Raw genomic sequence first — 15,380 nt, forward strand, 5'->3', positions numbered from 1 at the left:
CGTCTATGTACAGAACATTGTACATGAAGTGAGGGTGTGTGTCTCCAGCCGGATGGTGATGCGCGGGGGTAACGCCTCCATGCGGGGCCAGGTACTGCGGAACTGCTGGCGCGGGACTGCTGACGTGGGACTGCTGGCATGGGGTCTGCATCGCGGCGTCCTTCACCTGGGAGGGAGAGGGCCGTGCGTTCTGGATAGGAAGCGCTGATCTGGATAGGTTATTTTCCTATCCGCAACGTCATAACCTATCCAGTTCGTGGTTTCCTATCCGCTTCGTGGCCGCCCATGCCCATGCGCGTCCGCACGTGGGCCCGATGATGTGCACGTGGGCCCTTTCATCCGCACGGGGGCAGCGCCGCCTACGCGCAGGTTATGGGGTTTACGTGTGTGTCAAGGGGTTAACGTGCAGCCCTTAGTGGCCGCGGTGGCGAGCCTTCGCTTTCAGGCGGGCGAGTCGTCGTTTCTCTTCAGCTTTCTTTCGTTTCTCTTGCCTGGTTGTGGAAGCTCGTTCTTGTGCCGTGCGTTCACGTTCCGCTTGAATCGATGCCTGTGACGCAGTGGAAGGAAGCGCACGGCGAGCGAGGCGAGACGCTTGGCGCTGTGTGCGCTTAGGGTTGTGGTGTGTCGTCTGGCGTTGGGCCGTATCGGGCGTCCAAGCGGCCTCGTCGAGGCGGCACAGGAGAGCGTTAGCGTGAGCGAGAAGGAACTCGTAGAACTCCGCGTCTGAGGGCTGCGCGCCGAACACGATTCTAACGGCGCGAACACGGTCGGCCTCGTGGCGCTCAATGACACCGACCCAGAACTGACCATCGAAATATAGTGTGGACTCCGTCTTCATTACTCGTCTCCAGGTACACCACGGTGGACCCGATGACGCTGGATTCTGCTCGGGGCAGCGACGGATGCGAGGCATCGCCCAGACTTCCTACTGGACTGTGCGGTTCGCGTATCAGGACTGACGACTCATTATACATCCCGTGTTCCGGGGTGTTGCTACTGGACGATCGGCTTGCCGCCGATGGACATGGGGGCGCGGGTACGGGCCTCCAACAGTTTGATGGCTCTTCAGAGTTGAGTGTGGGTGGAGGCATCTAGACCTTCTGCGATGAGGATTCGGAGTTGGTAGCTGGTGGGGTTGCGGTAGCCTCTGGCGGTGCGTCTGCCCAGCTCGATAATGTCCGTTGATGGCTTCCGTGGAGCCGTTGCTTGCTCCGTCGGTGTCGAAGTAGTCGTCGAGTGCGTCCTTCCACTTGCGCAGGGTCCGCCCCAGGCGAGCGATTTCGGAGATGGACAGGCTGGTAGGCGCTCGATGAGACGAGCGGCCAGGCGTTGGCCTTGGGTGGGTGTGGCTTGGTGGAAGAACTCGCGCACTTGCCCGGTGAAGGTAGGCGACGTCGACACTGATGTGCGCTTCATCTGCCGTGAAGGCCTCACGGAGGCGTTCTTTCTGTCCCTGGAAGGGATCCACCGTCGCGATCTGGATACCGGAGCGAAAGTCTTCGCCGCGCTCTTCTAGCCAGTTCTCATGCATGGTGCCAGATCTGCCTGGGACCAGGTCCACTCAAGCGGGCCGTGGGATGATCCTCCCCTAGACGTGGTCCACGATGCCGGTGAGCTCACGGGGGCCCCGTCGACGTCGGTCCTGGTGATGCCACACATGCTCATCAACCCCCAGCACCCGAACCCCCGCAAAAACGGGCAGGGTCATCAGATGCGGCTTGCAGACACGGCTTGATATGGGACCATACGGTATTCCACGTGGTGCGACATATCCAGCGTCGCTTAAACCACCGGAACCTTGCCGGGACCCCGGCCCAGGGCGCGTCGATCACCTCCACCACCACGCACCCGTGGCCTTGAGCAAGTCACCGCGCATCCAGGGCACCCCGCCAGCTGGTTGCACGACTCAACATCGAGCATCAGAGTATCTGGGGTGCGAGTCACGCTCATCAGATGGAAGCCCTCCAAACTGACGAGCAGATCACACCGATCACACCGATCAAGCGACACGGAGCAGCAGCAGGTAGGGCCAGACACCACCCGAGGTCCTTTGAAGATCGCGGGGGTTGAAGTCCGCTCATCACCTGGGACCTCGACCTCTACCCGCAACCCCCGCTCAACACCCACTCACCCACACTCAACTCGGAAGAGCCGTTAAACGATCAAGAAGCAGAGGAGTAATGATAAGAACCTGCTACGATTTATTGTGAAAGAAGCTCGTCAACGAAGGCTGACTGAAGCGCGATCTTCAGGTCAAGGCAGACATCAGTACTGGCACCGTCGCCAAGCTCGATGGAAACGAGAATGTCACTACCACCGTGCTCGTTAAAATCGCTGAAGCGTCGGTCCGAGAACTGATCAATATCGCGGAGATTGTCGAAGACATGGAGGAGGAGAGCAATGTCAAAGCTCACTGAAGAGGATGTCAAGCTCAGGTTCATTACACCTGCGATCACAGAGACGGCTGGTTGGCGTAAAGAGCAACTTCGTATGGAGCTTGTCATCGCTCCTGGCCAGGTCATTGTTCAAGGTGCCAAGACCAAACGGGGCGAGATCAGCAAAGCGGATTACGTGCTGCTTGGTTCGAAGTCGCGTAAGCCGCTTGCGGTTGTTGAAGCCAAGGACATGGAGCACACTGTCCGTGCAGGTCTGCAGCAGGCACTAGGTTATGCCGCGAAGCTTGACGCCCCGTTCGCCTACTCGTCAAACGGCAAGGGCTTCATCGAGCACGACTTCTTCACCGGCATTGAGCGAGAGATCGGCTTGGATGAGTTCCCTACCGAGGATGAGTTGTGGCAACGCTATCTGGTTGGCAAAGGACTTGACGCTCAGGGTGCGGCACTGATTGCTGAGCCATATCATGTTGACCCGTTCAAACCGCAAGAAGCTCGCTATTACCAGCAGGTAGCGGTAGACCGCACGCTGGAAGCAATCGCACAAGGCGACCGCCGTCTACTCCTGGTGATGGCCACCGGCACCGGCAAGACATTCACGGCCTTTCAGATTATTTGGCGGCTCCTCAAAGCTGGAACAGTGAAACGGGTACTGTACCTTGCCGACCGCAACGTGCTGATCGATCAGACCATCACCGGCGACTTCGAGCCACTCTCTGGCCGCATCACCAAGGTCAGAGGCAAGCACTTGGATTCCTCTTACGAGGTTTACATGAGCCTGTATCAACAGCTCGCTGGTGGGGAGGGTGAAGAACCATTCCGGCAGTTCAAACCAGAGTTCTTTGACCTCGTCATCATTGACGAGTGTCACCGTGGATCAGCACGCGAAGAATCGCTGTGGCGACGTGTCCTCGACTATTTCTCTAGCGCCATCCACATTGGTATGACGGCAACACCGAAAGAAACCAAGGAAGTGTCGAACATCGACTACTTTGGTGAGCCTGTCTACACCTACAGTTTGAAACAGGGAATCGAGGATGGCTTCCTCGCTCCGTATAAGGTGATCCGTGTTGGCTTGGACGTCGACTTGGAGAACTGGCGACCGTTCGAGGGGCAAGTCGACGTTGATGGCAACGAAGTTGAGGATCGCGAGTACAATATCAAGGATTACGACCGTAACCTCATCATTGATGAGCGCACCCAGATGGTCGCCAAGTACGTGACGTCCTGGCTGGAGAAGTACGGCACTGATTCGAAGACCATCGTCTTCTGCGTCGATATTGAGCATGCTGAACGAATGCGCCAAGCCCTAGCGAAAGAGAACCTTGAGCGGGTCATCAAAGACTATCGGTATGTTATGAAGATCACCGGTGATGATAATGAGGGCAAGGGTCAGCTCGATAACTTCGCTGACGTCAACGAGCAGTACCCGACAGTGGTCACCACATCGAAACTGCTCACGACGGGTGTCAACGTCAAAACGATCAAGCTCATCGTCTTGGAGGCCAATATCGGGTCGATGACGGAATTCAAACAGATTGTCGGACGCGGCACCCGACTTGATCCTGAACATGGGAAAAAGTTTTTCACAATCATGGACTTCCGTGGATCGACCCGACTCTTCGCCGACCCAGACTTCGACGGCAACCCTGCGGGCAGCATAGACATGCCTTTGCCCGCGCCCGGAGATGATGATGAGATCTCCGTACCCGAATGGCCAGACGACGAAACACTAGAAGATGACGGGTTTGAGGAGGGTATTGAGGACTTCGGCCCAGATGATGTGATCGTCTGTGAGCCGCCGTGGATCACCGACCCAGACTCTGAAAAGCGAGGGAAGGTGCGAGTTCGGGGTGTTGAAGTCAAATTGCTCAACGAACGTGTACAGTATGTTAATCCAGTCACCGGAAAACTCGTAACCGAATCGATCCGCGACTTCTCGAAGCGGTCATTGCTGAACACGTACTCCAGCCTCGACTCGTTCCTTACCGCTTGGTCGCAGGCCGAGCGAAAGGACGAACTCATCGGCCAGCTCAGCAGCCGTGGCGTCTTCCTTGAGGCGATACGCGAAGAAGCTGACGGTAGGTTCTTCGACGTTGACGATTTCGACCTGATCCTCCACGTTGCCTTCGACAAGCCTCCACTGACCAAACAAGAGCGTATCGATCACGTCAAGAAGCGCGGTTACCTCCACAAATACTCAGACACGTGCCGCGAAGTGTTGGAAGCGCTCTTGGATAAGTACGCAGATATCGGTATATCTGAAATCGAAACAACCAGAGTCCTCAGCGTTGACCCATTCACCCAGTACGGGTCACCGAAGAAGATTGCCCGCCTCTTCGGAGGACGCAATGCCTACCTCCAGGCCATTCGTGAACTCGAAGACGCCCTCTACGAAGCTGCATAAGGAGCACAAGTAGCTAATGAGCCTGAACTCGTTCATCTCAACCTCCCGCAAGATCATGCGCGGAGACGCCGGGGTCGACGGCGACGCCCAACGCATCGCCCAACTCACCTGGCTGTTATTCCTCAAGGTCTACGACGCGAAAGAAGCCGACTGGGAGTTCCACAACCCCGCCTACCAGTCGATCATCCCCAAACATCTCCGCTGGCGATCTTGGGCACCCGACCGAAAAGACGGACGCTCCAAGACCGGTGAGGAACTGCTGACGTTCCTCAACACTGAACTCTTCCCAGTCCTCAAATCGCTGCCGATCACCGCATCGACGCCGCTCAGTCAATCCGTGGTTCGGGCAGTGTTCGAGGATTCGAACCAGTACATGAAGGACGGCATCCTCATCCGTCAACTCGTTAACCTGATCGACGAGATTGACTTCGAGGACTATACAGACCGGCATGCTTTCGGCGAGATCTACGAGACCTTGCTGAAAGAACTCCAAAGCGCGGGCAGCTCAGGTGAGTACTACACGCCGCGCGCGGTCACCGACTTCATGATCGAAATGATCAACCCCAGGCTCGGAGAGACCGTCGCGGACTTCGCAGCCGGAACAGCCGGGTTCCTCACCTCAACGCTCAAACACCTCGACGAACAGGTCGAAAGCGTCGAAGACCGCGAGGCATATCGCTCCAGCGTTTACGGCATTGAGAAGAAGCCAATGCCGTACCTACTTGGCGTGACCAACCTACTGTTACACGACGTCGACCAGCCCCAGTTCATTCACGGCAACTCACTCGAACGCAACGTGCGCGACTTCAAAGACAGCGAGAAGTTCGACGTCGTCACCATGAACCCGCCCTACGGCGGCACAGAGCAAGAATCGGTCAAAGCGAACTTCCCGCAAACCTTCCGTTCCTCTGAAACCGCAGACCTATTCATCGCGCTCATCACCTACCGGCTCAAACGACACGGAAGAGCCGGGGTCGTACTGCCCGACGGGTTCCTCTTCGGCAACGACGGCGCAAAACTCGCACTGAAGGAACGGCTCCTCAAGGAGTTCAACCTCCACACCATCATCCGCCTGCCGGGCTCTGTGTTCTCGCCCTACACCTCCATTGCTACCAACCTGCTGTTCTTCGACAACACCGGTACAACCAAGGAGACCTGGTACTACCGAGTAGACCTCCCCGAAGGCTACAAAGCGTTCTCCAAGACCAGACCAATGCTGAGGGAACACCTGGCCGACGCCGCTGAGTGGTGGATGGATCGCCGAGAGCTCGAAGACGCTGACGGCAACCCCAAAGCCCAGCGGTTCACCGCCGATCAACTTATCGAGGGCGGTTACAACCTTGACCTCTGCGGCTTCCCGCAACAAACAACCGTCGTGCTCAGCCCAGAAGAAACAATCGCTGATTACAAGACCAAACGAGCCGAACTCGACGCGCAAATCGACGCCAAGATCGCCCAAATTGAAGCGCTCCTGGCGGTGACCGAATGATAGCCGACCGCCTCCGCGCTGCCATCCTCCAAGCCGCCATCAGCGGCAGGCTCACAGATCAGCGTCCAGAAGACGGAACTGCTGAAGAGCTTCTCGAACACATCGTTGCAGAACGGGCGGCGCTGGTCAAAAAGAAGAAGATCAAGAAGCAGAAGCTGCTTCCACGTGTCAACGCAGACGATCAAGCGTTTGTTTTGCCCACGAGCTGGTCATGGATCAGCTTTGGGGAGACCATTAGCCTCTTGTCTGGGAGAGACCTCACCCCTGAACAATATTCAGATAGGCCTGATGGTATCCCCTACATTACTGGTGCGAGTAACTTTGCCAATGGTTCTATCATCGTCAATCGATGGACTGCACAGCCATTAACGGTTGCCCACCGAGGCGACCTGCTGATTACCTGCAAGGGAACTATTGGCGATCTTGCTGTGCTGGAAGAGTCGGAAGCTCATATCGCTCGACAGATCATGGCGATAACTTGCTTGCAAGTTCGACGCGGATACATCGCTGCGTTCCTCGAATATTCAGTCGCTGCCTTAAAGGCACAAGCGAAAAGTATGATTCCAGGAATTAGTCGCGACATGCTGCTCACAACACCGCTTCCTCTCCCGCCGCTCGCCGAGCAAGAACGGATTGTTGCCAAGCTTGACGCGTTACTGCCGCTCATTGATCAACTTGCTGAACTTGAGAGAGAGAGAGAGTATCTAGACCGCGAGTTCGCTAAAGCAATCGAACGCGCGATCCTCCAAGCCGCCATCAGCGGCAAACTCACCAAGCAACACCCCGAAGACGGCACCGCAGAAGAACTCCTCGAAACCATCAAAACCGAACGCCAGCAACTCGAAAAGGAGGGAAGAATTAAAAAGCAGAAACCACTGCCATCAGTGGAAAAAACAGACGAACCCCTTGAGCTGCCAGATACGTGGGAATGGGCCCAGATCGGATCTATTGTTGATCTTATTAACGGACGCGCATACAAGCGTCAAGAACTACAAACTTCCGGTAAGTGGCCAGTGCTAAGGGTCGGTAATCTATTTACAAATGAGACCTGGTACTACTCTGACCTCGATCTGGAGGATGACAAGTACTGCAGCAACGGCGACCTGCTTTATGCATGGTCAGCTTCCTTTGGCCCGCATATATGGCGCGGGGAGAAGTCGATTTTCCATTACCACATCTGGAAGGTACGTCATTATTCTATGAATCGCGACTACCTTAACTATGTTCTTCAGTGGGATGTGGAGCGCATTCGTACTGCGACAACCGGTTCCACGATGGTTCACGTGTCAATGACGAACATGAGACCACGCACAATCCCAGTAGCTCCGATCGAGGAGCAAGATCGAATCGTAAAAAGGTTAGATAGTTTGCTTCCTTTGGTGGACCAAATCGGCAAGCTTGTGTTGTGATCACCAAGGTTCACTTTCGAGGCTTTCATCGTTTCAAGGAGAACGTCTTCGACTTCGACGAGATGATGGGCTTTATCGGCTCTTCCGAGTTGAGTGTGGGTGACCGGGTGTTGGTCGGGGGTTGCGGCGAGCATGATGAGCAGTGCTACGACCATGAGGATGGCCGAAACAGCCAATGGCGTCGAATAGTGCGGACTAAACACGAGAAGACTGGTAAGCCCGGCAACTCCCGTGGTAGCACCCATTTGGTGGCCGGTGTTGACGATGCCGGAAGCAGCTCCCGCCTCGCTGGGGCTGCTTTGCCAGATCCCCACGGAGGTGATTGGGCCAAAGGATGCACCCTGCCCAAGTCCAGTTAGGAGCAGGCGTCGGAGCCCGAAACGAGTGACAAGGGAACTGACCATCATCCCGGTGGCACCTTGCGGGACGCAATTGACGAGCATGAGCAAACCGGCGGTCAGGGCAGAGTATCCCAGGGTGAGCTCAAAGTATTGGGTGGTCATGAAGTACATGCCGAAAAGGGACGTGGCAAACAGGAGTCGGGCAATTAGTGTCAAGCCACGAACCCGGTGGTGCCACAGGTGCTCGGGAAGAATTGGCGCAGAAGCTTTACGCTCCCAGGCAACAGCCATGACAAGAACGATCGCCCCAATTATTCCTGGCATAACACTGCGTTCCACTAGGGCTAGGGTGATCAGAAACATGGAACCGGTCAGCAGGACCGCACCTAGCACGTCGAACCGGCCCGGCCGTGAAGGTAAAGCAGGTAAAAACCGCACGGCAAGCACGAGTACTACCACCGCGATGGGGACATTAATCCAGAACCGAACCGCCAAGATAAGAAAGCAGTGATAAACCCGCCGATCAGCATCCCGCCAGAGGATCCCAGACCGGCCATTGTGCCGTAGGCAGCCGTGACCCGGGTCCGTTTGACCGTGTCATGAAAGACGGCCGTAATGAGCGTCAGGGACGTGCGCGCAACTACAGCGGCGCCGTCGTCGAGAGTTAAGCCAGCAGCAACGATGGCCCCAGTGGCTTCGCTCTCGACGCCGGCAAGGCCCAGCTCGCCGCCGTTACCTACAAAATCGTCCGTCGCCTATAAAAACAGTATTGAAAAATCATAGGCGACGGACGATTTTACCTGTAAATCTCAGGCGCAGGCCCCAGACCAAGCTGCAACCCAGCGGCCCTGACAGCCGCAACCCAGCCATCTAGAGCACCATGGCCGCCACCCAGCCGCTGGCCAGCAAGGGCAGGTTGAAGTGCAAGAAGGTGGGGATCACCGAGTCACGGATGTGATCGTGCTGGCCGTCGGCGTTAAGACCAGCGGTGGGCCCTAGCGTGGAGTCAGAGGCGGGCGAGCCGGCGTCGCCCAGTGCCCCAGCCGTACCAATAATGGCTACTGTGGCCGCCGGGCTGAACCCCAAAGACATGCACAGGGGCACATAAATGGTGGTAATGATAGGCAAAGTAGAGAAGCTAGAGCCAATCCCCATGGTCACAATCAACCCCACCACCAGCATGGCTAGCGCCGCCAGGGCCTTATTGGCGCCAAAGAGCGCGGCGGAGGTTTTCACTAGGCTCTGCACGTCTCCGGTGGCGCTCATCACGGCGGCAAAGCCTTGGGCGGTGATCATGATGAAACCAATCATCGCCATCATTTTCATGCCCTGGGTAAACACGTCGTCGGCCTGACGCCAATTAACCGCCCCGGTGATCATGAAAATCGACAGGCCCACCAGGGAACCCACCAGCAGCGAGTCAGCTTCCGACTCCAGCGAAAGCATCACCACCTGCACGGCGAAGGTGGCCACAATAGCGATCAGGGAAACAATCACCTTGTAGCGGCTCACCTGCTCCACGGCCACAATCGATACCGGCTGGTCCGCATATTCGCGCGGCTTACGGTAGGAGAAAAACACGGCGATCAGCAGCCCGGCCACCATTCCCAGGGCCGGAATGGTCATCACGTGCATGACGTTGATGCCGTCTACTTTCATGCCTGCACTTTTAATGTTTGCCAGCAAAATATTGTTCAGGAAGATCGAGCCGAAACCCACCGGGATCCACATGTAGGTGGTCACCAGCCCGAAAGTCAGCACGCAGGCAACTAGGCGCCGGTCAATACGCAGCTTGTTCATTACGGTCAGCAAAGGCGGGATGATCAGCGGAATGAAGGCGATGTGCACCGGGATCAGGTTCTGGCTCATCACCGACATGGCTAAAATTCCCGCCAGCATCAGCCATTTAGCCCCAAAGGCCGCTTTGGCATTATTTTCTTTGCCGACGGCGGCCGTAATTTTTTGCGCTAATAGTTCCGGCAGTCCGCTGTTGGCCACAGCCATGGCGAAAGCGCCCAGCAAGGCATAGCTCAGGGCGATTTTGGCTCCCCCTGCCAGCCCGGTTTGGAAGGCCACCATGGTCTTATCAAGGCCAATGCCTGAGATTAAACCGCCCACTACCGAACCTATGAACAGCGCTAGCACCACATGCACTCGCAGGGCAGCGAGTACAAGCATTACTATGACAGCGATAAGTACGGCGTTCATGAAGGGGAATATAAATGGCCCCTAGCTCGCTGGGCAAGGCTTGTCTCACTAGACAATCATATTTGGCGGGCGCACACGGTAGATTCGAAGGCGCGTCTGCTGGCGCCAGAGCAACCAGACTCACAAGCCGAAGTGGCCCGCGCGGCAAGTTTCAGGGCAGCCGCTAAGTGGCGACCTTGCGAGCAAGTGTGCAGCTACAGGCGGCACCTATCCAGATAGCATTCCGCCGAGGACAGCTGGCGCCCCTCATAGTTGCACTGGGTTTGGCCGGTAGGGCGTAAACAAACACGCGCGCTAACCCACGCAAATACACGTCACACAGATTTCACTAACTGCGAACAGTATCGCAATCCAATTTTCTTCTGTAAGCTGGCACCTACCTGTGAATACTTCAAGAAACCTGGCCAGCGCAGGTTTTGCTAACACAGTGTTAGCTACGTCATTTTTAGTGGCAATTATCGCAGCTGTCACGCACTTGAGACTAGCGCTACAAACCAAGTAAAATCCGGCTGTCAGTGTATTTAGGGCTTAGCCCTAGATTCACTGTCAGGTGGAGCCTAGCCAAGACTTCTTAGCTAAGCAAAGCCAAAAGGTGATGACAAGGTTTGGGCTGGAGCCTATTGGTTCCAGCCCAAACCCTCACCAGGCCTTATGCGCACTTAAAGGCTAATTGCATCGCTTATATAAACGGGTGCCCCTACCAGTTTTGGTAGGGGCACCCGTTTGTTAGCTAAGTGTTAGCAATCAGTTGTTGCCGGTCAGCTTCTCGCGCAGAGCAGCTAGAGCCTCGTCAGAAGCGAGGGTACCAGCGGCCTCAGCGGGAGCCGAGGAGTAGGAGCTGGCGGGAGCCGGAGCGGCAGCAGCCTGCTCGACGTCCTCTTCCAGAGCCTTGGCAACCTGGGCCTTGTGGGCTTCCCAGCGGGCGTGAGCAGCAGCGTACTGTGCTTCCCAAGCCTCGCGCTGAGCCTCGTAGCCTTCGAGCCACTCGTTGGTCTCGGGGTCGAAGCCCTCGGGGTACTTGTAGTTGCCGTTCTCGTCGTACTCGGCAGCCATACCGTACAGCGAAGGATCGAAGTCCTCGGAGTTGGGGTCTACACCCTCGTTGGCCTGCTTGAGCGACAGGGAGATGCGGCGACGGTCCAGGTCGATGTCGATGACCTTGACGAATACCTCGTCACCGACCTTGGCAACCTGCTCGGGCACCTCGACGTGGCGCTGGGCCAGCTCGGAGATGTGAACCAGACCCTCGATACCGTCCTCGACGCGTACGAACGCACCGAAGGGAACCAGCTTGGTGACCTTACCGGGCACAACCTGGCCGATAGCGTGGGCGCGGGCGAAGGCCTGCCACGGGTCTTCCTGGGTAGCCTTGAGGGACAGGGAGACACGCTCGCGGTCGAAGTCCACATCCAGGACCTCGACGGTGACTTCCTGGCCAACCTCGACAACCTCGGACGGGTGGTCGATGTGCTTCCAGGACAGCTCGGAGACGTGAACCAGACCGTCTACGCCACCCAGGTCCACGAAGGCACCGAAGTTGACGATGGAGGAAACCACACCGCTGCGAACCTGGCCCTTCTGGAGGGTCTGCAGGAAGTTGGTGCGTACCTCGGACTGGGTCTGCTCCAGCCAAGCGCGGCGGGAAAGGACCACGTTGTTGCGGTTCTTGTCCAGCTCGATGATCTTGGCCTCTAGCTCGCGGCCAACGTAGGGCTGAAGGTCGCGTACGCGACGCATTTCAACCAGGGAAGCGGGTAGGAAGCCGCGCAGACCGATGTCGAGGATGAGACCACCCTTAACGACCTCGATAACGCTACCGGTGACAACACCGTCTTCTTCCTTGATCTTTTCGATCTGACCCCAAGCGCGCTCGTACTGTGCACGCTTCTTGGATAGCAGCAGACGGCCTTCCTTGTCCTCCTTCTGGAGAACCAGGGCCTCGATCTCGTCACCAACAGCAACGATCTCTTCGGGGTCTACGTCATGCTTAATGGACAGCTCGCGAGAGAGGATAACGCCCTCAGTCTTGTAGCCGATGTCGAGGAGGACCTCGTCGCGGTCAACCTTAACGACGGTGCCCTCAACGATGTCGCCATCGTCGAAGTACTTGATGGTTTCGTCGACGGCTGCGAGTAGTTCCTCGGTAGAGCCGATGTCGTTGACGGCGACCTCGTTGTTGGTCGGCTCGTTGGGCGTAGTGGTGGTCATTTAGAAGTTGCTCCGAATACGGAAAAGTAGTTGCGGACGAACATGCCTGCCCCGCATACGGTCAACTAGGTCCGTCCCAGTTAGCCGCTGCACATTGTTAAATGCTTAATCTGTTTACACAGATTAGGGGCATACGCTGCTCACCTTATCAGTTAGACAGGCATAAATAACAGGGTATTAACAACAGCTAGTAATTATCTTCTGGTGTTATCTATCACTTTTATAACTAGTGGGCGGCGTCGCGCCAGGTTTTACCCAACCCCACGCCAACTTCTAGTTTGACGCTGAGGCTGGCAGCGCTTTCCATTTGCTGGCGCACTAGCTGCTGCACCGTCTCAGCTTCACCTGGGGCGATTTCCAGCACGAGTTCGTCATGCACCTGCAGCAGGATGCGGCTAGCTAGGCCCTGCTCGCGTAGGGCGGCCTCCACATTTAGCATGGCTTGCTTGATGATGTCGGCGGCAGTGCCCTGGATGGGGGCGTTGAGGGCGGCGCGTTCAGCAGCCTCGCGGGTGGCGTAGTTGTCGCTGTTTAGTCCGGGTAGATAACGACGGCGCCCGGCCATGGTTTGGGTGTAGCCCAAGGTGCGGGCCTGCTTAACTACACCGGTTAGGTACTCTTGCACTCCCCCAAAGCGCGCAAAGTAGGCTTTGCGCAGGCTGGCTGCTTCTTCACGAGAAATACCTAGCTGGCGTGAAAGCCCAAAGGTGGACAGGCCATAGGCCAGGCCGTAGCTCATGGCTTTAATGTGGCTGCGCTGCTGGGAGGTGACCTCAGCGGGGTCAATGCCATGCACCAGGGCGGCCACATAGCGGTGTAGGTCCTCGCCGCTAGCAAAAGCGTCAATTAGGCCCTGATCTTTAGACAGGTGGGCCATGATGCGCATTTCGATTTGCGAGTAGTCCGCCGTCATTAGGGCTTCATAGCCCTCCCCGGGCACAAACGCCCCGCGAATACGCATGCCTTCTTCAGAGCGGGCCGGAATGTTTTGCATATTGGGCTCGGTGCTAGATAGGCGCCCGGTGGTGGTTACGGTCTGCTGGAAAACAGTGTGGATGCGCCCGTCGTCGCGAGTGGTTTTACGTAGCGTCTCTACCATTTGGCGCAGCTTAATGGCGTCGCGGTGTTCTAGCAGGTAGCCCAGGAAGGGGTGAGCGGTTTTAAGGTAGAGCTCTTCTAGAGCCTCAGCGTTAGTGGTGTAACCAGTTTTGGTTTTACGAGTCTTGGGCATATCTAGTTCTTCAAACAGCGCCACCTGCAGCTGCTTGGGGCTAGATAGGTTGATGGTGTGGCCCAGGGCGTCGTAGGCGTTTTGGGCGGCGTGGGTTACGCGCGAGTCCAGCTCGCCTAGCAGCTGTTCTAGGTAGTCCATGTCGACGCCGATGCCGGCGTTTTCCATATGCGCTAGGGTGAGCGAAACCGGCAGCTCCAACTGGCTTAGTAGCTGCAAAGAATCGGTTTTTTCTAGCTGCCCGGTAAGTACCGGCACCAGGGCGTGGGTTAGGGCTGCGTCGTCGACGCTAGCTTCCTCCTGCCCCAGGCCATCTAAATCAAGCAGGGTTTGCTCTGCCTGCCCGGTGGGTTCTTGATCGATTCCTAGCCAGCGCTGGGACAGATCGGCCACGCTGTAACCACGCTGATCGGGGCGGGCAATATAGCCGGCTAGGGCGGCGTCGAAACTGACTGAGTTTAGCTCCAAGCCCCGCCCATGCAGGGCGTGCCAGGTGGATTTATAGTCGGTTACGTATTTTTCCTGGCTGCCGGCCAGATACTGGGCTAGCGTCTGCTCGTCGGCAGGGCTAATGGTGGTCAGGTCAATGTTTAGGCTTTGGGTGCCGTCGCTGAGAATCAGGGTGTCGGCGTCGCCCATAGACGGGGTGAAGCAGCCGGTAACCGCCAGGGCCAAAGGATGGCTAGCACCTTGTAGCCACTTTTCTAGCCCGCCCGCTAGGCCGGCCAGGTGTAGCTGCTTAGCTTCCACTTTGGCTAGCTGTTCTATTTCCGCCAGCGGCATTTGGGTATCGAAGTTTAGCTGAGCTAGGGCCTTGTCGCGCAGGGACACGAACTGCATTTGGTCCATGAAGGAAATGAACTCGTGGCGGTTGCCACCAGTTAGTTTCAGGTCGCTTAGCTGTACATCTAGCTCTAGGTCGGTTAGCAGGCGGTTTAGCTTGCGGTTGCGTTTAACGTCATCAAGGTGATCACGCAGCGACTGACCTACCTTGCCCTTAATTTCATCCACATGGGCGTAGATGCCCTCTAGGCTCTCGTAGCGGTTTAGCCATTTAGCTGCGGTTTTGGGCCCCACCCCGGGCACGCCGGGCAGATTGTCGCTGTCCTCCCCCACCAGCGCCGCCAGCTGGGGGTATTGGGCGGGGGTGACGCCGTAGCGGGCGAACACTTCCTGGGGGGTCATGCGCCGCGACACGCTCACCCCACGCACCGGGTAGAGCACGGTGGAGTGGTCTGTGACCATCTGGAAGGAGTCGCGGTCGCCTGAGGAGATAAGGACTTCGTAGCCTTGTTCTAGGCCTTGGCTGGTGAGCGTGGCCAAAATGTCGTCGGCTTCAAAGTCGGGTTTGCTTAGGCAAGTTACGTTTAGCGTGCCCAGCAGCTGGCGGATCAGCTCTACTTGGCCAATGAAAGCTTCAGGGGTTTTGTCGCGGGTGCCCTTGTATTCGGGATATTCGCGGGTGCGGAAGGTGCCGCCGGGTAGGTCGAAGGCTACGGCCACGTGGCTGGGCTGCTCAGCTTCAAGTAGCCCCAGGAACATGCTTAAAAAGCCGTGGACGGCGTTGGTGTGTTGACCCGCGCCGTTGACGAAATTTTCCGCCGGTAGGGCGTAGAAGGCTCGAAATGCCATTGAATGGCCGTCAATTAGCAGCAGGCGTTTGTTATCCACTGTTTAAGGCTAGCGGTTTTTGG

The 15,380-nt window shown here is 56.9% G+C and carries 9 protein-coding genes and 1 pseudogene; 3 read left to right on the forward strand and 7 right to left on the reverse strand.

Annotated features, from left to right (window positions below; all coding sequences use genetic code 11):
* Positions 1 to 412: 412 nt before the first annotated feature.
* The 3 genes from HMPREF0045_RS02850 to HMPREF0045_RS10390 all read right to left on the reverse strand — a co-directional run bounded on the left by HMPREF0045_RS02850 (position 413) and on the right by HMPREF0045_RS10390 (position 2,414).
* Positions 413 to 913, reverse strand: a complete 501-nt coding sequence (locus tag HMPREF0045_RS02850) for a YjdF family protein (RefSeq protein WP_005985324.1) — start codon at positions 911 to 913, stop codon at positions 413 to 415.
* Positions 914 to 949: 36 nt separating this feature from the next.
* Positions 950 to 1,531 (reverse strand): transposase, encoded by a 582-nt coding sequence (locus HMPREF0045_RS10910; RefSeq protein WP_005985326.1) that lies wholly within the window; start codon positions 1,529 to 1,531, stop codon positions 950 to 952.
* Positions 1,532 to 2,201: 670 nt separating this feature from the next.
* The gene (locus HMPREF0045_RS10390; RefSeq protein WP_155813078.1) at positions 2,202 to 2,414 is read right to left on the reverse strand and encodes a hypothetical protein; all 213 of its coding nucleotides are present in this window, start codon (positions 2,412 to 2,414) and stop codon (positions 2,202 to 2,204) included.
* On the opposite strand from HMPREF0045_RS10390, the gene hsdR reads away from it, so the two are divergent.
* Genes hsdR through HMPREF0045_RS02875 form a run of 3 tightly spaced genes read left to right on the forward strand, consistent with a single transcriptional unit; the run spans position 2,401 to position 7,698 of the window.
* Positions 2,401 to 4,800: an EcoAI/FtnUII family type I restriction enzme subunit R gene (hsdR, locus tag HMPREF0045_RS02865; RefSeq protein ID WP_005985327.1), complete on the forward strand. Its 2,400-nt coding sequence runs from the start codon at positions 2,401 to 2,403 to the stop codon at positions 4,798 to 4,800. The genes HMPREF0045_RS10390 and hsdR overlap by 14 nt on opposite strands.
* Before the next feature lie 16 nt (positions 4,801 to 4,816).
* Entirely contained in the window at positions 4,817 to 6,289 is a 1,473-nt protein-coding gene (locus tag HMPREF0045_RS02870) for a class I SAM-dependent DNA methyltransferase (RefSeq protein ID WP_005985329.1), read from the forward strand.
* On the forward strand, positions 6,286 to 7,698 hold the full coding sequence (locus HMPREF0045_RS02875; RefSeq protein ID WP_005985331.1) for a restriction endonuclease subunit S: 1,413 nt from the start codon (positions 6,286 to 6,288) through the stop codon (positions 7,696 to 7,698). The genes HMPREF0045_RS02870 and HMPREF0045_RS02875 overlap by 4 nt, the downstream gene beginning before the upstream one ends.
* A gap of 98 nt (positions 7,699 to 7,796) precedes the next feature.
* Here HMPREF0045_RS02875 and HMPREF0045_RS11300 read toward each other — a convergent pair.
* The 4 genes and pseudogenes from HMPREF0045_RS11300 to polA all read right to left on the reverse strand — a co-directional run.
* Positions 7,797 to 8,402, reverse strand: a pseudogene (locus HMPREF0045_RS11300) (hypothetical protein); the annotation flags it as partial.
* 507 nt (positions 8,403 to 8,909) lie between these two features.
* A complete protein-coding gene (locus HMPREF0045_RS02885; RefSeq protein WP_005985335.1) occupies positions 8,910 to 10,247 on the reverse strand; it encodes a Na+/H+ antiporter family protein in 1,338 nt (445 codons plus the stop codon).
* A gap of 744 nt (positions 10,248 to 10,991) precedes the next feature.
* Complete coding sequence (gene rpsA, locus HMPREF0045_RS02890) at positions 10,992 to 12,455, reverse strand: 30S ribosomal protein S1 (protein ID WP_005985337.1); 1,464 nt, start codon at positions 12,453 to 12,455, stop codon at positions 10,992 to 10,994.
* Between the two features lie 226 nt (positions 12,456 to 12,681).
* Complete coding sequence (gene polA, locus HMPREF0045_RS02895) at positions 12,682 to 15,357, reverse strand: DNA polymerase I (RefSeq protein ID WP_005985338.1); 2,676 nt, start codon at positions 15,355 to 15,357, stop codon at positions 12,682 to 12,684.
* Between the last annotated feature and the right edge of the window lie 23 nt (positions 15,358 to 15,380).

It is taken from the genome of Actinomyces graevenitzii C83 (assembly GCF_000239695.1).
In the GTDB taxonomy this organism is placed as follows: domain Bacteria; phylum Actinomycetota; class Actinomycetes; order Actinomycetales; family Actinomycetaceae; genus Actinomyces; species Actinomyces graevenitzii.

What these genes read in the sequence shown, in the direction of transcription:
- HMPREF0045_RS02850 (WP_005985324.1), bottom strand. Translation starts at nt 913, where the DNA reads ATGCCTCGCATCCGTCGCTGCCCCGAGCAGAATCCAGCGTCATCGGGT.
- HMPREF0045_RS10910 (WP_005985326.1), bottom strand. Translation starts at nt 1,531, where the DNA reads ATGCATGAGAACTGGCTAGAAGAGCGCGGCGAAGACTTTCGCTCCGGT.
- hsdR (WP_005985327.1), top strand. Translation starts at nt 2,401, where the DNA reads ATGTCAAAGCTCACTGAAGAGGATGTCAAGCTCAGGTTCATTACACCT.
- HMPREF0045_RS02870 (WP_005985329.1), top strand. Translation starts at nt 4,817, where the DNA reads ATGAGCCTGAACTCGTTCATCTCAACCTCCCGCAAGATCATGCGCGGA.
- HMPREF0045_RS02875 (WP_005985331.1), top strand. Translation starts at nt 6,286, where the DNA reads ATGATAGCCGACCGCCTCCGCGCTGCCATCCTCCAAGCCGCCATCAGC.
- HMPREF0045_RS02885 (WP_005985335.1), bottom strand. Translation starts at nt 10,247, where the DNA reads ATGAACGCCGTACTTATCGCTGTCATAGTAATGCTTGTACTCGCTGCC.
- rpsA (WP_005985337.1), bottom strand. Translation starts at nt 12,455, where the DNA reads ATGACCACCACTACGCCCAACGAGCCGACCAACAACGAGGTCGCCGTC.